Below are 17,815 nucleotides of genomic sequence, written 5' to 3'. Positions count from 1 at the left end.
AGAGTGAAGCGCTTGAGTCTGGCTGAATTGATCAGGGAACGCAGGAGTATTCGTAAATGTAATGCTACGCCGGTGGAGCAGGAGCTGGTTGTTGAATTGCTGCACAGGGCCACACGGCTTCAACCATTTGTTGATGCTGGCTCATGGCGTGTTGTATATGCCGGAACTCCCGAAGCACGCAAACGGCTGGTGGACTGTATGCTGGAACAGATGTCGCAGAGCAAGCTCGGTAAGCTGATTCCGGGAAAACTGCTGGATGTTTTTAAAAAGAGGTTTACCGATATTCCTGCCCATGTCATTGTTATATCCACTGTAGGGCCGGATCGTCTGACCAATGACCGTAATTATTCGGCTGCCTGCGGAATGATGCAGAGCTTCCAACTGCTGGGCTGGGAACGAGGGTTAGGCATGCTGTGGGATACAGAGTCCATGATTCAGCATGAAGGATTTTTCAAAGGAATTGGACTGCGTGAGAATGAAAGATTTGTTGGCATTCTTCATATCGGATACTATGACAAAGCCCCAAGAAGTCGGAAAAGAACACCCGCTGAGCAGAAATGGACTGTTTTGCAGGGCCAGACTACCTAAAAGGGGAAGGTGTAAAAATGAAATTGTCTGAGCTGGAAGAGGATCTGGGCAGTCCGAGTGATTTTTTAGTTCGACCGGTATCGCAAGAGCTAATCCTTGAATTGCTCAATCACGCCGTATGGGCACCGAACGATGGGCTCCGTGAACCATGGCGGTTTATTTTTGCCGATAACCGTAATGGGAAACTCATGGAGGGACTGCAGGAGCACGCGCCAGCGTATCTTCTGGTCTTGGTGAAGGAAGAGGCGGATCACCATAAGCGGGAAGAAGACTTTGCAGCCGTATACTGCCTAATTCAAAATTTTCGCTTGCTTGCCTATGAACAGGGACTCGGGGTACGTAGCACGTTGCATGACTGGATGTACGACCGGAGCCGTGCTGAAACATTTGGGGTACTGGGTAACGAGCGTATTGCTGCGGTACTGGATTTGGGATATGGTGCTGAACAGCCGGAAGGGAAAGATGAGCTGGCTGAACCTCAGGTTCAGTTCGAACTGCTGTAACGGGGAAGATATAGGAAAGAGAATTCAAATGAATGAGGAACGACAATGCCTTGATAGGGATTGTCGTTCCTTTTTATGTGGTGTGTGTATCAGATTTGTAGGTTACAAGTCAGCTAAACCGGATATGCACGACTAATCCAAAGATCTACCACTGTTGAAAATGGTATTTCTATAATGTATTAATTCCCTTGTTATGAGAATTAAATTGCGTTTTATTCTGTAAAGTAGATAAATCACCATCTAAATTCTTCAGATTGGGAAGGAATGCTGCAGCGGCCGAACAAAGCAAGGGGAGCAAACCCAAAGACAAGAATAAAAAAGGAATACCATAGAGTTCTGCAACCGCTGCACCTGCAAAAGCACCTACAGGCTGCAGTCCGCCACCAATGAGGAACCGTATTGAGTTAACTCGGCCTTGCAGGGGTCCGGGGACAAGTGTGCCATGTAAAGATGAACTGAGAGATCCAAAGAAAGGTCCTGCTGCACCTGCGGCACATAAGGCCACGAGCGCAAACGGATAACTCGGGAATAGGCCCAGTAAGGCGTTAAAAAGCCCGATGGCGGCTAGGCTGCACAGCATGACTGTCCGTCGTCTTTTGATTTCGCCCATCCACGAGATGACCAAGAGTCCTACTAATGTGCCACATGCAGAAGCAGTGGTGAGTGTACCCATTGCAGCGGCATCCCGATCCAACACTTCACGAACAAAAGGAATCATCATCGTCCAGATAGCTACAGAAGACATGTTGCTGATCGAAACCATTCCCATAATCGAGAGCATGGCTGGGAAACTACGATAAAAGGAGAAACCTTCGTGAATATCTCTGAGATAATCTTTAATTGAAAATGAGGTATTTCTTGCTACTGGCTTCTGCATTGTGGGCAGATAGAGCAATGTGACAATGGCGGCGGTGTAACAAACGGCGTTGATGCCAAGCGTTGGCAACGCCCCGGCGGCGGCAGTAAGAGCTCCGGCCAAGGCTGGGCCCAACAAGACAGCTGCATTACGGCAGCCGTCGATTACCGCGAATGCACGCACCAGTTTGCGTTCATCGGATACTCCAGGAACAATTGCCATTGCGGTTGGCATGAATAGGGCAGAACATGCCCCGCTTAGTCCTGCGGCCAGAAAAAGGTGCCATAATTGCAAGTGACCTGCGAGTCCCAGACTCAGCGGTAATAAGAGAGCAAGTAACCTAACAGCAGCAAGCACTGCCATGAACCGCCCTCGGTGTAACCGATCAGTTAACGGCGAGCCGAGCAACCGGAAGGCCACTTCTGGAATGCTAAAGCTTAGTGCCATCGCACCCATGGCCATTTTAGATGCAGTTATTTCATAGACAAGCCATTCCATAGCCAGAAGACCAAATACGTCACCAAATGAACTCAGAGTGACAGTAGCTAGTAAACCATAATAACTGCGCTTAAGCATGAGTGTTCCTCCATGTGCGTAGGTTAAAGGGCATTATCATTATTCTTCAATATAAGCTGAAATCTGTTCGGAAAGCTTGTTGAGAGCCTCTATACGCAAGCTATAAGAGGTAGTTTTCTGGTTATAATGCACGATGACAAGCCCTGCTGCCCTCAATGAAATCAGGTGGTAGTGTACTGTGCTCTTAGAAAGTTTAACCTCGCTAACGATCTCGGTGAATGTTAACTGCCTTCCAGCTAACAGGCGGAGGATGTATAATCTGGTCTCGTCGGACAATGCTCGTGTTAGACGTAACAACCTATGTTCAGGCCGATCTGTAGCTGGTGGGAGAATATCGGCAGAGTAACTGGTGAAAATCACTTCATCAAAGATGGCTGAGGTGACAAAGGGACGAGCATGATATTGAGGGATTAGAATTACTTGTTTGAGCAGAGGGGTGGGATATAGACGCATACCTTCCGTTGCCTCCTCATAGACCTCTAGGTCATTGGTTCCGTTCAGACTGGACCGTCTAGTTTCAGCTTCTAAGGCAAGACCTTCGATAATCGCCGAATCGATTTGGCTGAAATAGTGGGCATCCCATTCACGCAGCGCTTCGGATGTCCGGCTGCGCAGTTCCGGGAGATTGGAGGGGACGGACAACTTTACGTTAGCAGCGATGTCATACAGCTGGCCTGTGGACAGGTCTTCAAGCCAATCCAAAAAGTCACTCACTGAGCGTTCTCCAGGACAACTCCATATATAAGGCGCAAGGCTAAAATCGTCTACAAGTTTCATCGTCTCCCGCATTTGTTGGAGTTTGGCGGGGGCGAACCGATCCTGTACTTCTCTAACCCATAGTTTTCCAGCATCCAGAGCATTATGATTCTGTTTGCTCATGAAAACCGTCAGGCTACTTACACATTCATAAATGGGTGCAAAATCAACTTCCATTTTGTAGTTCATAGCTCGAATTTCCCCCTCGTTTTTCTCGTTCTACATTTATAGAACAACTAATTTGTTTTATTTTATACGAACAATTATGGATTTGCAACAAAAATGTCCAATGATTTACTATTCTCTTCAACGAAAAAAGACGTTCCACAGGTGACGAGCACCTGAAGAATCGTCTTTATGATTTATACTGACAGCAAAATGAGCAGACCGATTTTTAATTAACCGATTATTACTCTCCAAAAGATTTCATAGAAACTTTATTCTCGGATGAGGTCTGATATCTGATCTTTCACATTTACATCACTTAATCCCCCGTGGTAACAAATCACGGATGTGATGTCTAGATCTAAGTACTTTCTTAACGAGAGTTTTGCTGCGTTCATATCCGGTGTAGTCGGGGCGTGAATTCCCCCAAGCATACCGTCTACACTGTACATGGAGTCTCCGGCAATGAGAGTTTTACTTTCCTTCAAATAAAGACTGATATGACCAGGTGTATGCCCAGGCGTGTGAATAACACGAATCCCGCCACAAAACGGCAATTCCTGACCATCTATTAATGTATTGTTCACTGTACCCTTCGGGGGATTTTCCAGGTGACCATCTTTTAAAAGAGGTAGCTCTCCCTGGATGTACGGCTTATCCAGTTCGTGTGCATATACTTTAATTTCGTTTCCACACGTTTGCAAAATCTCCGGAAGATTCCCTATATGATCGACATCCTGATGGGTCAAAATTACCGCATTTAGTTTGTCTAACGAGACGCCAGCCATTTCTATCGCCGCACGTAAATCCTCGAATTGACCTGGAAAACCAGTGTCTATTAGAATAGTCATTTCTTGATCCTCTAAAAGAATGGGATGGATGACATTCCCGTGATAGTCCAGATGAAGCATTTCGACTCCCTTTGAAATTTCCATATTATTAGTCCTCCATAGAAAGAAATATATAAATAAGGTATCTCTTTGTAAACGAACCAAGTACGTAGAAAGATACGGGGGTAGAAATTTTGCGAACGGTTTGTTAAATTTTGTGTTTTCTTGTGAACCAAACCAAGTATAGGATGATCTAATGGATAGAAGGAATGAGAAGAAAGGGGGAACCACTGGTGGATTTATCAGAAAAGGCAGAACTTGCAAGACATGGGGATAAGGAAGCTTTTGTGTATTTAATACATGCTGTCCAGCAAAGCCTATTTGTTATAGGAAGATCAATCGTTAAAACAGATGAAGATTGTGCAGATGCGATACAGGAGACCATTGCCAAAGCTTTTTCTAATGTACATACACTGAAAGAGCCCGCTTATTTTAAAACTTGGATTATTCGGATTTTAATTAATGAGTGTAATCAAATTATTAAGAAAAAGAAGCGAGTATCCCTTGTCCCTTATGATCTGAGAAAGACATCATATAAGGGGGATTTTGAACAAATCGAGCTGTTTGAGGTGATTGGCGAATTGGATGAACAGCTTCAAACTATCGTAACACTTTTTTATATCGAGGATTTATCGGTCAAAGAAATAGCAAGAGTGCTTGAAGTTTCCGAAGGAACAGTAAAATCACGGTTATTCAGGGCCAGACGGCAATTATCCGAGCTGGTTATAGGGAAAGGAGAGGGCAAATATGAATTTTCATGATCCGGTTGACCGTGAGATCAAGCAATTATTTAATGCTAAAAGAAAAGACCTGATCATTCCTGATACAGTACAACTTGCTATGGAGAACGCACTTTCTTCCCTTTCTGAGCAGAATACAAAAAAGAGATTTCCCCATAAACGATGGAGGTGGGTAGCAGCTGTCATAGCCCTCTTTTTCATCCTAGGAACAGTTTCGGTTTATTCAGTGCCCACATTTGGTGAAATGATCCGGTCTTTATTTGCCAAGGACAACCCAGATATTGGACTTATGCGGGCACAAGAATTGGGACTAGTTCATAATCCTCATATCAAAGTAAGGGACAAAGGTTATACGCTGGTAATTGATGAAGCTGTTGCAGACCCTACCCGAGTGACGATGGCTCTTCAACTCTTTGATAAAAAGGGGAAGCACAATCGTGATAAGTTACTTCTTGGAGATCTGAACAACATTACGATTAAAGATGATAAAGGTAACGAATTGGATACCATGTACGATATGGGGTACACAAATGATTTTTATTATATGGTTGCTTTCTTTAATGAGCCATTGCAAACAGACAAGATTACAATAGAAGGAAATATCGGGACGCTTGGTAACAGGAACGAGCCTTTCATTGAAGGAGATTGGAACTTTAGCTTTGATATAGATATGAGAGAGGCTAACCAGCAAACAAAAATAGAGGAACTGTCCGGTAGCTATTCTACGCCACACGGAATGACTGTCACTTTAAAAAGGTTAACGAGAATGGTACAAGGAGTCCGTTTTGAACTGGAGACTGAACTTGATGCTGCTGCAATGGCAAGATCCCCCGGTGATTTATGGAAAAAGCAGATGTTGAGCTTTCACTTTGAAACTATAGAGAATGAAGAGATTCATTCGGTTAACCCGAGGAAAATGGGTTACATGGATAGCTTGATGTCAACTGATCATGCAGTAATTGAAGAAGGAAAGATTCGTTGGAGTTATATTTTCAAGTACCTGCCGGATAATGAACCGTATCGTTTTATCTTGGATGGATATTCGATCGCGGAAACAGACGGCAGCAGAATTTCCTTTAAGCCTTCAGAGCTGATAGAACCCAAATCTTTTCAAATATTAACAGATCGCATAGAGGTGGTTGGGACTACGCTTAAGGACTCACAAAACCGCGATGGCACATATGAAACGGCCGTATCGTTCTATGGGGAAATGGATAATGAAATACGAAATGAAGAATGGAAAGCATACGATTCGGAAGGCAAACAGTATGAAGTTAGTAAGAGAGGAGCATCATCCTTGGAGGGTGCGCTTGCAGATAATTGGAGAGAGGGAGTTATTAGCATGGGGGATCGCAGTATGCGACAGCCTTATGAATACCGGATCACGGGGTTAGACTACATCCCGGACGAACTTATCCTGGTAAGACAAGTAGTCGATAAATGGTACAAAGACCCTGACTGGTCTGTATTGTTAAAATAACTTATTAATACGTAGTCTAATGATCACCAATACCCTCGTTATAATTTCGATGCCGCCCGAATGGGCGGCTTTTTGTATATTTGTTTCTTGTAGATACAAGTCGATTTTTAGAATACAAGCAGAACATATCTAAACATATTAGAGATTATTCTTTAGTTTGTCAGGTTTTTATGTAAACGCTATCATTCTATAATTTAGTCAGAAAGGAGGTAAAAGTAAAAAAAGTCCATTGGGTAAACCGGACACATCCCAGAGAATCAAACTAACGAGTTTTATAGTGAAAATAAAATCATATCGGGAGGTAAAGTATGTTTAAATTTGGTAAAAAAATGATGACGGTCGTTCTGGCAGCTTCCATGAGTTTTGGGGTATTTGCGGCAACCACAAGTGCGGCAACAGATTATTGGCAAAATTGGACCGATGGCGGCGGAACAGTCAATGCTGTTAATGGATCAGGCGGTAATTACAGTGTAACGTGGCAGAATACAGGGAATTTTGTAGTTGGTAAAGGTTGGAATGTCGGATCTCCAAACCGGACAATTAATTATAATGCAGGTGTCTTTGCACCCTCTGGCAATGGGTATTTGACCCTTTACGGATGGACGAGAAATGCACTTATCGAATATTACGTTGTGGACAGCTGGGGTACGTATCGACCAACCGGAACGTTTAAAGGTACCGTAACCAGTGATGGGGGTACCTATGACATCTATACCACCATGCGATACAACGCACCTTCCATTGACGGAACACAAACCTTTGCGCAGTACTGGAGTGTAAGACAGTCGAAGAGAGCGACCGGAGTTAACTCCGCTATTACATTCAGCAACCATGTGAACGCATGGGCAAGCAAAGGCATGAATCTGGGTAGCAGCTGGTCTTATCAGGTGTTAGCGACAGAAGGATATCAGAGCAGCGGAAGTTCCAACGTAACGGTGTGGTAACCAATCCACGGTAAGCATTTCTATGAAAGTAAAACAGATTCTTATACATTAGGGCAGGCCCATGGCCTTCCCCACAGATCCAACCAGTCCGTCCTAATTCGTTGAAGGCTGTTTCTTATTGACAAAACGGCCTTCGACGTTAACGGATGCGAATTGTCAGACATCATAGCCTGTTATTTTCCCATTAGCTTAAAGGAGATCGTTCAATGAGAAAGCTATTAATGTTCTTTTTAATAGCAACAATGGTAGTAATCAGCGCTTGTTCGCAGGATAAACCTGAACCGAAGGATAACCTTGTATTCGTGCAAGGCGGGACGTTTAAGAACAACAAGTCCAATTTTGCTGGAAGAAATGTGACCCTGTCGAACTTTTATATCGGTAAATATGAGGTAACTCAAAAAGAATGGGATGAGGTCATGGGAAATAACCCCTCCGGTTTCAAAGGAGATCAATTGCCAGTGGAGATGGTGAGTTGGTATGACGTGGTGGAGTACTGCAACAAAAGAAGTATTCAAGAAGGCTTGAAACCGCATTACAATATAGATAAAAATACCAAAGACCTGAATAATAAGAATGATAACGATAACATGAAATGGACAGTAACGATTAATGAGGGAACTAACGGTTACCGACTGCCTACAGAAGCGGAATGGGAGTATGCCGCAGCTGGAGGACAGGAGAGCAAGAATTACACATACAGCGGCAGCAATAACGCCGACGAAGTAGCATGGTATTGGAAGAACGCCGGGGACAAGATATTAACTGGAGATTGGAACTGGCCTGCCATAGAGAGCAACAAAAACAAAACCAAATCGATTGGTACACAAAAGCCGAACGAGCTTGGAATCTATGATATGTCTGGTAATGTAAGAGAATGGTGCTGGGACTGGTACAGCGACGCGGAGAGTCAAATTGCTTCCTTCCGGGTTGTGAAGGGTGGAGGCTGGATCGGTGGTATCAACAATAACGAGATCGCTTTTCGAGGAAAATTTGATGCCAATGGGTTTGGTCCCGATCAGGGTTTTCGTGTTGTTCGCGGGGAATAAGCCGAAACATCGTAAAGTGCCCTAACAATTTAAGCAGGTCTCATATGCTGCAAAGTAATTCGTTGAACATAAAGAGATGCTCCACGCTAATGTAGATTAGCCAGAGCATCTCTTTTTGAAATTTTTGTATTTCCTTTTAATGCACAGGATAGGAGTCTTAATGAAATTTAAATTACATTAGCGGCAAAATCGACGATCAGTACGATGTTTGATTTTTGTTTTGAACGGTACGTTTTCTATAAGCGCAAAGAAAGACGCGTACGCCTTCAGTGATGATACGTTTGGTTTGTTCCTCCTCTAATGTACCGGTTTTTCTGGGTTGATCAAATACCAATAAAAACGTTAAGGCAGCGAAGTGCTTTGTAGCCATTATAGGATCTGGCACATCGAGCAGTCCGGTTTGTCCAAACTCGGTAAACCTCCTGATAATCCCCTCTTCCGTTGCGTTATCCAGCTTTTCTAAAAACGAGGCTGGCAGGTTGGCGGCTTCCATTGTAACCAGACGGATCAGAGCGCTGTAATCGGACGAACCGTTCGCAGAAGCTACGAATTGTTCGCAGAATAAGATGAGCGCCTGCTCCAGATCCTCGAATTCCCAGAGGTAGTCTGATATCCCTTGCTTGATCATGTCCAGAACCGCCTGACTGGTTTCTTCCACAACAGCAAGCAGTAAGTTCTGTTTGTCGCCATAATAATCATAAACGGTCCTTTTGGAAACCCCCGCTTTAGCTGCGACCGCATCGACGCTGGAACGATCAAACCCATCTGAAAGAAACAGATCTCGTGCCGCTTCAATAATTTTAGCTCGTTTGTCTGAAGAGCCTTTGCGGATTTTTTTGTTTTCCGTATTATCCATGCTTACGTTTCCCCCCTACAGGTATACTATCAAAAATGAGTTCCACTTTACAAACTACACTGCACGGTGTAGTATAATCAATGCAACATATCACAATCAATGATCAAGGAGGATTTTATCTATGAAAACCGTGCAGTCTTTTGTTGATGTTCTCATTGTCGGGGCCGGACCAACAGGGCTTACACTTGCCTGCGACCTTGCCCGTCGAAACGTCGACCATCGTATTATTGAACGAAGCGCCTTATATAACGTAGCGTCTCGCGCCAAAGCAATCCAGCCCCGCTCGCTTGAAGTCGTTGATGATTTGGAGGCCGTTCACTACATTATGGACACAGGTGTTGTGGATTTGCCTGTTCGTTACTATACCGCAGATGGCAGGAGTGTGGACAAGCCGGCTATTACCGTTGCGGTCAGCGCCGAACTTGAAACACCTTATCGTGATCCGGTCTGGATTGCTCAATTTGATGTGGAAAAAGCATTGCGCGACCGCTATGCGGTGCTTGGCGGTCAAGTCGAGTTGGGCGTGGAAGCTGTAGGGCTTGTTCAGGATTTGGATGGTGTAACGGTAACCGTGAATACACCGCAAGGAGAAGAGCAAATTCGCGCTCGTTATGTCGTCGGTGCTGACGGGGGCAAAAGCAATATCCGCAAGTTTATTCAGTTGCCGCTGGTTGGAAAAACACATGATCAGGAGCGGTGGTATCTTGGGGATGTACGATTGGAAGGGGAAGGGCTGGATCGTGACCGTATCCATATCTGGACATCTTCAGAGGGGATGGTCGGGTTGACACCGCTGCCGAAATCCGATATTTGGCAACTGCAGGCTACCATTCCGGCAGACATCGAAGAACCAGAGCAGCCGTCGCTAGAGACGTATCAAGCCATGTTTGACCGTCGCGCCGGGGCCGGACGTGTTCGGCTCACGGATGCTTCCTGGCTGTCCATCTACCGGGTCAACGTTCGTATGGTTGAATGTTACCGCAACGGCCGAGTCTTCCTTGCCGGCGATGCTGCTCATGTTCATTCGCCGGCCGGCGGTCAAGGTATGAATACGGGGATGCAGGACGCGTACAACCTAGGCTGGAAGCTGGCGACTGTCATACGCGGAGCGGACACTGGCTTACTCGACACGTACGATGAGGAGCGCCGCCCAGTGGCTCAAGCCGTTCTTGAGGACAGCACGAAGAAGATGGGAGGGGTCATAGGAACGGCGACTGAAGGCGGAGAGTTGTCCCAATCTTTAAGCACCATATCCGACGATTTGACGAGTGGGCTTCTCATTTCCTATCGGTCAAGTGCTCTTACCCGCCCGTCTGCTCGAACGAATGTTACCCGTTCATTGCCCGGGGATCGTGCTCCTAATGCCGAGGGTCTGCAAGGTACAGGGGTTGCAGGAAGTGTATTTGACCTGTTGCGCGGCCCACACTGGACTCTTTTGGCTTTTGTAAACCGCACAGATCATCTTTCTTTGGAAAACTTCACCTACGACGAACTCCATGTGCATTGCATCCTGCCATCGCATGTGGAGAGAGTGGAAGGCATAATAGACACAGCAGGGAATGCCTATCGAATTTACGATGTGGCTAGTAATGAATTCGTATTGATTCGTCCCGACGGTTACATCGCACTGCGTACCTCCATTGATGATACCGCATCGATTTCGAATTACTTGAATTCCATTCATCGCGCAAACTGATTTGGACAAGGGCCTTCTTCGGGAAATTACCGGAAGCTTTTCTCTCAGGGAAGGGGTATGGGACGCAATTTTGGTGTTGTAGTACTTTAAACGATTCGTAACAGAATAATGGACGGCAGCATAATCGTTAAGCTGCTGCTGTCCATATGCACAACTTTATTTACGTTAACCATGTCACTGCGGGAGTCATCATTATCGCACGACACTTCGTCGAGAAAAGTTAATCATTCTCAAGCACACCTCCTTCACTTTGATTTTTAACTCCCCACTCACACATTCCTTCCAGAACGGGCAATAAGGTTTCCGCTTTATCGGTCAGACTGTACTCCACTTTAGGAGGGACTTGAGGATACTCTTTCCGTTCGACCATCCCATCTGCTTCCAGTTCTTTCAGTTGTGAACTCAATGTTTTAAAAGTTATCGCTCCAATTTGTCTTTTCAGTTCATTAAAGCGCACCGGTTGATTTTCTGCCAATAGATAAATAATGACCATCTTCCATTTGCCGCCAATGACAGACAGTGTGTAGCCAAAAGGCGTATCTTGAATATGTTTCACCTTACCTTGATATTCAGCCATACTCATATTTATGCTATCCTTTCGGGTAGTACCTGTCATAATAGTGCGTACTACTTTTTGATTTGCGTTCAGTTTATACTAACCTTACTTTGAAGTAAAGGAGAGAAAAACATGAATCAAAAAACAGTACGCCTGTTAATGCCACAATGGCAAGGGGGCAATAATCCTAATTACTCTTTTGGGGCGGAACTGCTTGCCTGGCTTGCTCCTGATAATGATCAACCACTGATTCAAGTGCCTGTACAAGCATATGATGGAACTCCACTGGAAAACGAGAATGGTGTACATGGGAGAAAACAGCTCATTGAACAACTGGAAGCAGCCCAGCATATTATTCATGCTCACAAGCCGGACCGCATCGTCATGTTTGGTGGGGACTGCTTGGTTGAACAAGCCCCGTTTGCCTATTTAAACGAACGATACAATGGAGAATTAGGCTTGATCTGGATTGATGCACACAGCGATTTGGTTGGATATACGGGGTATGATAACGGACATACGTTACCACTGGGGAATCTTTTGGGAGAAGGGGATGAGGAATTCGCAAAACATGTGAAAATCCCTCTCAAACCTGAGAATGTCTTTATCGCTGGGTTAGCAACGCCTACGGAACATGAAAACGAAGTCATCTCCGAAGCTTTTGAAAGATTAGGTATAACTACTGCAGAATCAGATACAGAAATGATTCAAAGACTCGGCATCAAAACAGCCGGAGCTGAAGAATTAATGAGAAGTACACAATCCATAAAAGAGTGGATCAAAGAAAGAAATATTAAGCATTTGGCTATTCACCTTGACTTGGATGTGCTTGATCCTAAGGCATTTCGTTCTTTATTATTTGCGAATCCTGAAGAGCCTTACACCTTTTCTCCTGCGGGAGCCTTGCAAATTCCTCAGCTCCTTCATCTGCTCAAAGAACTATCGGAAGAAACAGATGTGGTTGGATTGGGTATAACCGAGCATATGCCATGGGATTCGATTAACTTGAGGAATTTGCTCGGAGAAATACCTATTTTAAATAATCGATAATGTCATTTAAAGTGATGTTCAACCACAGTTGGATTTTAGAAAGTCATCGTTAACAATAGGGGAAAGCTAGATTCGCGATGCCTTTCAAAGCACCAATAGTCATTCACCTACATACAATATCTCAGGACAAATGACTATTGAAGTCAGCCATGGAGGGAATCTAATGTCAGTTAATAATCATTCCAATACAATACATCCTTATTGGATCGAGAACATGGGGGGAAGAGAAAGGGAAGCCATGATGCCTCACCCTGTTGTAGTGGAGGTTAGGCAAGTTGCATCCAATCAAATTGTGGTGACGTATGATCAGCCAGCGGATGTAGCATCAGCAACAAACATTTCGAATTATTGGATAAGAAGTAATATGTCTAGTCCATCAGACATAGCCAGTTTGGGAATGGGAGAAGCCATTTCTAAAGAAAATACGATTCGTGCTGATCGGGGAATGATAACTCCAATCAATAATTCCAAAACGAGATTTGTTATAACCTTCAATGTAAACGCGACGATGGGTGTTCTTTATATTTTGCTTCCGTGCTTTGTGAACTTGGAAGGGAGATCCGGATACACTGGTGGAAATTGGGGGCCGTTAAGCAGAAATATGTTTATTGGATTGTAGTAAACAGTTTATCTAACGTCTTGAGTATCCCCTGGCGTTATACTGGATAAAAGGGCATAAACATGAAAAAAAAGTCGCCAGAAATGGCGACTTTTTTTATAAATAGCTAAGGTCAAATATCAAGTTTACGTGTACTCAGCCTTTTCACCATTTCCGGGTCGTTATGAGAAAAGAACAGACTTTGTTTCGTATCTAATGCAGTAATTGATTCTATATCCTGTTGGCTTAATTCAAAATCAAAGATATTGAAGTTCTCAACCATTCTCTCTTTACGAACAGACTTTGGAATTACAACGATTTCTCTTTGAATCAACCAGCGTAAGACGACCTGAGCAACGGATTTATTAACCTTTTCCGCGATGGATACCAATACTTCATTTTGGAACATATTATTTCTTCCTTCAGCAAAAGGCGCCCAGGATTGAATCTGAACATTATTCTCTTTCATAAAAGCAGCACTCTCGACTTGTTGATTGAAAGGGTGTGTTTCAACTTGGTTTACGGCTGGAACTACCTCATTATGAATCATTAAATCGATCAGACGATCCATCTGGAAGTTGCTAACCCCGATTGCTCGGATCTTTCCTTCACGATATAACTCCTCCATAGCACGCCAAGAGCCGTACACATCCCCAAAAGGCTGATGAATTAAATACAGATCCAACACATCCAATTGCAATCTTTCCAGAGATTTTTCGAATGCTTTCTTAGTGCGCTCATAACCAGTATCCTGAACCCAAAGCTTCGTAGTAATAAATAACTCTTTTCTCGCCACACCACTTCGTTTAATGGCTCGGCCCACGGCTTCTTCATTCAGATATGCGGCAGCTGTATCAATCAGGCGATATCCTGCCATAATCGCATCGTAAACGCTTTGTTCGCATTCATTTTGATCTGCAATTTGATAAACACCAAAACCCATAATGGGCATCTCCACACCATTGTTAAGTATTACTTTTTCCATGTTAAAGCCCTCCTTATTATAGGTTTATTATGTACCAAATCATAATTCTAGCGTTATATCAATCATATCAAATGCTTGCCTAATTATCTCACAGGACGTAAGAACTTCACGCTTGACCTTCAAGTAAAAGACTTCTATTCTGCCTCGAATAGAAGTCTTTGCAGTTCCCTCTGTAATTTTCCTTTTCCAAGCGTTAAAGCTGTAAAAAGAAATAAGCTTTCTTTTTACAGCTTTACCCAGGCCACCAGCCCATCGGGTTGATCGGGGTTAATACCATGGCGTTCAGCATTGGCAAGAGCAGCGATTTGCGAGATGAAAATGAAAGGGATACCTCGCACCGCTGTATTAAGCGGATGAGTTGTTATAATCTCAAGGTCGATGAATTCCTGCGGAATGCCCTTTGCCCGATCGGCAAACGTAATAATGGTGGCTCCACGCTCCTTAATATCCCTCAACAGATTGCGCTGATGCTCAATACCGCTGTCCGACAAGGCAGCGATCACTAAAGTATCCGAACCAACGGTGACCATCGGCCCGTGCCGAACGTCAAGAAGATGGTATGCGTGGGCTTGCGTCTTGGCAATTTCGGTCAGAGCGATGGCACCCTCGGCTGCCATTCCTTGTAGTTCACCGTCTGCAAGCAGGACCACGTTTGTCCAGTTGAAGTCGGAGACGCGGCGGATGCTTTTCTCAACACGTGCCATGTAGGTTTCGCCTTGATGAATCGCCTCCTGCATGTCGGTAATCAGCTCCTCATCACCAGCAAGAAAAGCGGCGAGAAGCAGATTGGCCGCATACAGATTGGTTACTGTACGGGTCTGACAAACACTATGATCGAAAGCCCAAGGCAGCTCCAATGGGAAATCGGCGCTTTTGGATAACGGGGAGTCCGTTACACAAGAAATCGTTAATAACGGAATGTGTTGATCGGACTGAAGTAAACGGAGCGCTTCAACCACTTCACTGGTGCTGCCAGATCGTGACGGCGCTATGATCAGGCTACCCTCCAGCATGGGACGATAGCGATCTGCATGGAGCATGAGATCACCAGCGGCAAGTGACATTGCAGGCAGGCCAGCACGCAAGCGGAAGGAAAAAGCGGCCGCTTCGCTCAAGCAATAGCTGGACCCGGCGCCTACAAAGGTTACAGAAGTAATCGCTTGAGCTTGCACAAAGGCAGTAAATTCCGTGCGTTTGGCCAGTAAATAATCATAGGTCTGCTGCAAGGCCTTATATTGTTCTTTTACTTCACGATACGTCAAACTCATAATAGTACCTCCCGGGAATAATTTGGATTGAAAACTTCATCTCGTGATCTTTTTGATCAAATGTATAGTTATATGATTGTGTTAATCATAATTATGCCGTTATAACCCACTAAATTGCAATAGTTTTCCAAAATAATGATTGATTTAATCAAATAAAAAGATTATTATGATCACAAGCAAGAAAAGTTCAAATGTTTTCCAATCTCATCTGACCCGTGAAGGGAGGTGCAGGATCGTTCAACTCGTCGCTATATGGCCTGCTGAAAGAGGGTACTCATTGAATCCTTGAAGCAGGGAGCGGCGCAACCTTTTAAGGGGGAATGGATATGCCACTGATCTCGTCCACTGAAATGCTGCAAACAGCTCGCAGAGACCATTACGCCATCGCTGCATTTAACGTACACACCCTGGAGATGCTTCAGGCTGTCGTTGAAGCGGCTGTGGAAACCGAATCACCGCTGATTATTCAAACCACGGTGGGCACAGTCAATCATTTGGGTCCGGATTACATCGCCCATGCGGCCAAAACCGCAGCGGACTTGACGGACATCCCTATCGCACTTCATCTCGATCACTGCACTGATTTTTCGACCATTATCCGATGCATACGAGCAGGTTATACATCCGTTATGATCGATGCATCCATGTATCCTTTTGAGGAAAACGTGAATCTAACCCGTAAAGTAATGGAGGTTGCCCAGGCCTCTGGTGTGAACGTGGAGGCAGAGCTTGGCAAGGTCGGTGGTGTTGAGGATGATATTGTCGTTGAGGAACAGCATGCGTCCCTGGCTGATCCCGAAGATTGCGTGCAGTTTGTTGAACGTACAGGTGTAACTACACTCGCTCCGGCAATCGGAACCGCACACGGGATATACAAAGGGCTGCCGAACATTGATTTTGAACGAATTGAAACCATTGCGAATCGTGTATCGGTTCCTTTGGTACTGCACGGTGGTTCGGGCATTCCAGCCGAACAAATTCATCGGGCAGTCTCGCTGGGGATGTCGAAGGTGAACATAGCCACAGAGCTGCGTATTGCGTTTTCTGAAGCTATCAAGGATGTATTCTTAATTCATCCGGAAGAGAATGATCCACGCAAATACATGGCTCCGGCGAAGGAAGCCGTTAAACGGCTTGCCATGGAGAAAATACGGTTATGCGGAAGCACTGGCAAAGCCGGCGTGGCCCGATGATTACCACTGTCACACTCCATGCGGCTATTGACAGAACATTGTACGTTGACAAGTTTGGCGTAGGCCAGGTGCATCGGGTGACCCGGGAGGTTAACGAACCGGGTGGCAAAGGCAATAATGTAGCCAAAGTGATTCGGCAGCTTGGCGGTCAAGTCATGGCCACAGGCATTATTGCCGGCAATAACGGCGTATTTATTGAGAGCAGCCTGACTGAACGAGGCATACAGACTGATTTTATCCGGTCAGAGGGAGAGTCCCGGGTCTGCCTTAACATTCTGGACGATTCCAACGGTAGCTCTACCGAGCTGCTTGGGCGGGGTCCAACCATGTCAGAGGCCGAAGTTGAAGCAATCAAGGAAAAAGTACACAGGCTTGCCAGCCAGTCCAGTACGGTCATCCTGTCTGGAAGTTTACCCCCAGGTGCACCAGAGACACTGTACGCAGAACTGATACGCATTGTCCGTTCAGCAGACTCGCGAGCCTTTCTGGATACAGGGGGAACAGCTTTTAGCGTTGGGCTAAGCGCAACGCCCCATTTTGTGAAGCCGAATGAGCAGGAACTGGCCGAATGGCTGGGGCAGAAGCCAAGCGAAATAAGCGAATGCACCCGTGCAGCGCACATGCTGGCTAATCAGGGAATTAACGAGGTGTGTATAACACTCGGAAGTACAGGTGCTCTGGCCATTCTAAACGGAACAGCGTATATGGTGAAGCCGCCAGCCATTCAGCCCGTAAACACGGTAGGTTGCGGGGATGCCTTTGTTGCCGGCATGGCGTATGCGTCAGAGCGCGGCGATTCGGCTGAGTCCAGGCTGCGAACGGCTGTCGCGGCGGCAGCTGCAAATGCCATGTCTTCCAAAGCAGGCGACATCGACTATGATCTATTTGAGGAGTACGAGCATCAGGTGCAGGTTATTCCTTTGTGAAGGTTGAAGGTTGTGGAAATCAGCTTCGTATCCCTCATGTGTAACCATCAGAGAGAAGTTTTTCTTATGGGATGCAGTTCACTTCGGCATATTGCAATCCATCCTTTCATCCTACACAATAGAGCTAGCACGGGCTGCAGTTA

At 45.2% G+C, this 17,815-nt stretch carries 18 protein-coding genes; 11 read left to right on the top strand and 7 right to left on the bottom strand.

Features of this window, described 5'->3' with window-relative positions:
* Positions 1-12 precede the first annotated feature (12 nt).
* Positions 13-588 carry a nitroreductase family protein gene (locus tag P5G61_RS14190; protein WP_301247135.1) on the top strand — a complete coding sequence of 192 codons (576 nt, stop codon included), beginning with the start codon at positions 13-15 and terminating at the stop codon, positions 586-588.
* 17 nt (positions 589-605) lie between these two features.
* Positions 606-1,091: a nitroreductase family protein gene (locus P5G61_RS14185; RefSeq protein WP_301247134.1), complete on the top strand. Its 486-nt coding sequence runs from the start codon at positions 606-608 to the stop codon at positions 1,089-1,091.
* A 169-nt stretch (positions 1,092-1,260) separates the two neighbouring features.
* On the opposite strand, the gene P5G61_RS14180 is transcribed toward P5G61_RS14185, so the two are convergent.
* From P5G61_RS14180 to P5G61_RS14170, 3 genes are all read right to left on the bottom strand, one after another.
* Positions 1,261-2,523 carry an MFS transporter gene (locus tag P5G61_RS14180; RefSeq protein WP_301247133.1) on the bottom strand — a complete coding sequence of 421 codons (1,263 nt, stop codon included), beginning with the start codon at positions 2,521-2,523 and terminating at the stop codon, positions 1,261-1,263.
* A 39-nt stretch (positions 2,524-2,562) separates the two neighbouring features.
* Positions 2,563-3,468, bottom strand: a complete 906-nt coding sequence (locus P5G61_RS14175; protein ID WP_301247132.1) for an ArsR/SmtB family transcription factor — start codon at positions 3,466-3,468, stop codon at positions 2,563-2,565.
* A gap of 248 nt (positions 3,469-3,716) precedes the next feature.
* On the bottom strand, positions 3,717-4,379 hold the full coding sequence (locus P5G61_RS14170) for an MBL fold metallo-hydrolase (protein ID WP_301247131.1): 663 nt from the start codon (positions 4,377-4,379) through the stop codon (positions 3,717-3,719).
* 188 nt (positions 4,380-4,567) lie between these two features.
* Between P5G61_RS14170 and P5G61_RS14165 the strand changes: the two genes are divergently transcribed.
* The 4 genes from P5G61_RS14165 (at position 4,568) to P5G61_RS14150 (ending at position 8,544) form a co-directional block, all read left to right on the top strand.
* Positions 4,568-5,095, top strand: a complete 528-nt coding sequence (locus tag P5G61_RS14165) for a sigma-70 family RNA polymerase sigma factor (protein WP_301247130.1) — start codon at positions 4,568-4,570, stop codon at positions 5,093-5,095.
* Positions 5,082-6,554 (top strand): DUF4179 domain-containing protein, encoded by a 1,473-nt coding sequence (locus tag P5G61_RS14160; RefSeq protein ID WP_301247129.1) that lies wholly within the window; start codon positions 5,082-5,084, stop codon positions 6,552-6,554. Before P5G61_RS14165 ends, P5G61_RS14160 begins: the two co-directional genes overlap by 14 nt.
* 308 nt (positions 6,555-6,862) lie before the next feature.
* Positions 6,863-7,498, top strand: coding sequence for a glycoside hydrolase family 11 protein (locus tag P5G61_RS14155; RefSeq protein ID WP_301247128.1), 636 nt, complete (start codon positions 6,863-6,865; stop codon positions 7,496-7,498).
* A 206-nt stretch (positions 7,499-7,704) separates the two neighbouring features.
* A complete protein-coding gene (locus P5G61_RS14150; protein ID WP_301247127.1) occupies positions 7,705-8,544 on the top strand; it encodes a formylglycine-generating enzyme family protein in 840 nt (279 codons plus the stop codon).
* A 196-nt stretch (positions 8,545-8,740) separates the two neighbouring features.
* Here the strand turns inward: P5G61_RS14150 and P5G61_RS14145 are convergent, their stop codons facing one another.
* Complete coding sequence (locus P5G61_RS14145) at positions 8,741-9,400, bottom strand: TetR/AcrR family transcriptional regulator (protein WP_301247126.1); 660 nt, start codon at positions 9,398-9,400, stop codon at positions 8,741-8,743.
* 121 nt (positions 9,401-9,521) lie between these two features.
* Here P5G61_RS14145 and P5G61_RS14140 point away from each other — a divergent pair, with 121 nt between their 5' ends.
* Positions 9,522-11,096 carry an FAD-dependent monooxygenase gene (locus tag P5G61_RS14140; RefSeq protein WP_301247125.1) on the top strand — a complete coding sequence of 525 codons (1,575 nt, stop codon included), beginning with the start codon at positions 9,522-9,524 and terminating at the stop codon, positions 11,094-11,096.
* Positions 11,097-11,316: 220 nt separating this feature from the next.
* On the opposite strand, the gene P5G61_RS14135 is transcribed toward P5G61_RS14140, so the two are convergent.
* Entirely contained in the window at positions 11,317-11,679 is a 363-nt protein-coding gene (locus P5G61_RS14135; RefSeq protein WP_301247124.1) for a winged helix-turn-helix transcriptional regulator, read from the bottom strand.
* Positions 11,680-11,784: 105 nt separating this feature from the next.
* On the opposite strand from P5G61_RS14135, the gene P5G61_RS14130 reads away from it, so the two are divergent.
* Both P5G61_RS14130 and P5G61_RS14125 read left to right on the top strand, forming a co-directional pair.
* Positions 11,785-12,702 (top strand): arginase family protein, encoded by a 918-nt coding sequence (locus P5G61_RS14130; protein WP_301247123.1) that lies wholly within the window; start codon positions 11,785-11,787, stop codon positions 12,700-12,702.
* 163 nt (positions 12,703-12,865) lie between these two features.
* Positions 12,866-13,321, top strand: coding sequence for a hypothetical protein (locus tag P5G61_RS14125; protein ID WP_363325745.1), 456 nt, complete (start codon positions 12,866-12,868; stop codon positions 13,319-13,321).
* 112 nt (positions 13,322-13,433) lie between these two features.
* Here P5G61_RS14125 and P5G61_RS14120 read toward each other — a convergent pair whose 3' ends face one another.
* Complete coding sequence (locus tag P5G61_RS14120; RefSeq protein WP_301247122.1) at positions 13,434-14,285, bottom strand: aldo/keto reductase; 852 nt, start codon at positions 14,283-14,285, stop codon at positions 13,434-13,436.
* A 224-nt stretch (positions 14,286-14,509) separates the two neighbouring features.
* Complete coding sequence (locus tag P5G61_RS14115) at positions 14,510-15,553, bottom strand: SIS domain-containing protein (RefSeq protein WP_301247121.1); 1,044 nt, start codon at positions 15,551-15,553, stop codon at positions 14,510-14,512.
* A gap of 326 nt (positions 15,554-15,879) precedes the next feature.
* Between P5G61_RS14115 and fba the strand changes: the two genes are divergently transcribed.
* Together fba and pfkB are read left to right on the top strand one after the other, a co-directional pair.
* The gene (fba, locus tag P5G61_RS14110) at positions 15,880-16,746 is read left to right on the top strand and encodes a class II fructose-1,6-bisphosphate aldolase (protein WP_301247120.1); all 867 of its coding nucleotides are present in this window, start codon (positions 15,880-15,882) and stop codon (positions 16,744-16,746) included.
* Positions 16,710-17,672 (top strand): 1-phosphofructokinase, encoded by a 963-nt coding sequence (gene pfkB, locus P5G61_RS14105; RefSeq protein WP_301247119.1) that lies wholly within the window; start codon positions 16,710-16,712, stop codon positions 17,670-17,672. The genes fba and pfkB overlap by 37 nt, the downstream gene beginning before the upstream one ends.
* Positions 17,673-17,815: the final 143 nt, after the last annotated feature.

Origin of the sequence: Paenibacillus vandeheii (assembly GCF_030433635.1) — a bacterium.
GTDB lineage: Bacteria > Bacillota > Bacilli > Paenibacillales > Paenibacillaceae > Paenibacillus > Paenibacillus vandeheii.
Note: the sequence above shows the minus strand (reverse complement) of the source record. Positions and strands in the feature narration are given on the sequence as shown.

Coding starts and splice junctions, on each gene's coding strand:
- P5G61_RS14180 (WP_301247133.1), bottom strand. CDS start 2,523: ATGCTTAAGCGCAGTTATTATGGTTTACTAGCTACTGTCACTCTGAGT.
- P5G61_RS14145 (WP_301247126.1), bottom strand. CDS start 9,400: ATGGATAATACGGAAAACAAAAAAATCCGCAAAGGCTCTTCAGACAAA.
- P5G61_RS14160 (WP_301247129.1), top strand. CDS start 5,082: ATGAATTTTCATGATCCGGTTGACCGTGAGATCAAGCAATTATTTAAT.
- P5G61_RS14185 (WP_301247134.1), top strand. CDS start 606: ATGAAATTGTCTGAGCTGGAAGAGGATCTGGGCAGTCCGAGTGATTTT.
- pfkB (WP_301247119.1), top strand. CDS start 16,710: ATGCGGAAGCACTGGCAAAGCCGGCGTGGCCCGATGATTACCACTGTC.
- P5G61_RS14155 (WP_301247128.1), top strand. CDS start 6,863: ATGTTTAAATTTGGTAAAAAAATGATGACGGTCGTTCTGGCAGCTTCC.
- P5G61_RS14115 (WP_301247121.1), bottom strand. CDS start 15,553: ATGAGTTTGACGTATCGTGAAGTAAAAGAACAATATAAGGCCTTGCAG.
- P5G61_RS14140 (WP_301247125.1), top strand. CDS start 9,522: ATGAAAACCGTGCAGTCTTTTGTTGATGTTCTCATTGTCGGGGCCGGA.
- P5G61_RS14170 (WP_301247131.1), bottom strand. CDS start 4,379: ATGGAAATTTCAAAGGGAGTCGAAATGCTTCATCTGGACTATCACGGG.
- P5G61_RS14175 (WP_301247132.1), bottom strand. CDS start 3,468: ATGAACTACAAAATGGAAGTTGATTTTGCACCCATTTATGAATGTGTA.
- P5G61_RS14135 (WP_301247124.1), bottom strand. CDS start 11,679: ATGAGTATGGCTGAATATCAAGGTAAGGTGAAACATATTCAAGATACG.
- P5G61_RS14125 (WP_363325745.1), top strand. CDS start 12,866: ATGTCAGTTAATAATCATTCCAATACAATACATCCTTATTGGATCGAG.
- P5G61_RS14120 (WP_301247122.1), bottom strand. CDS start 14,285: ATGGAAAAAGTAATACTTAACAATGGTGTGGAGATGCCCATTATGGGT.
- P5G61_RS14130 (WP_301247123.1), top strand. CDS start 11,785: ATGAATCAAAAAACAGTACGCCTGTTAATGCCACAATGGCAAGGGGGC.
- fba (WP_301247120.1), top strand. CDS start 15,880: ATGCCACTGATCTCGTCCACTGAAATGCTGCAAACAGCTCGCAGAGAC.
- P5G61_RS14150 (WP_301247127.1), top strand. CDS start 7,705: ATGAGAAAGCTATTAATGTTCTTTTTAATAGCAACAATGGTAGTAATC.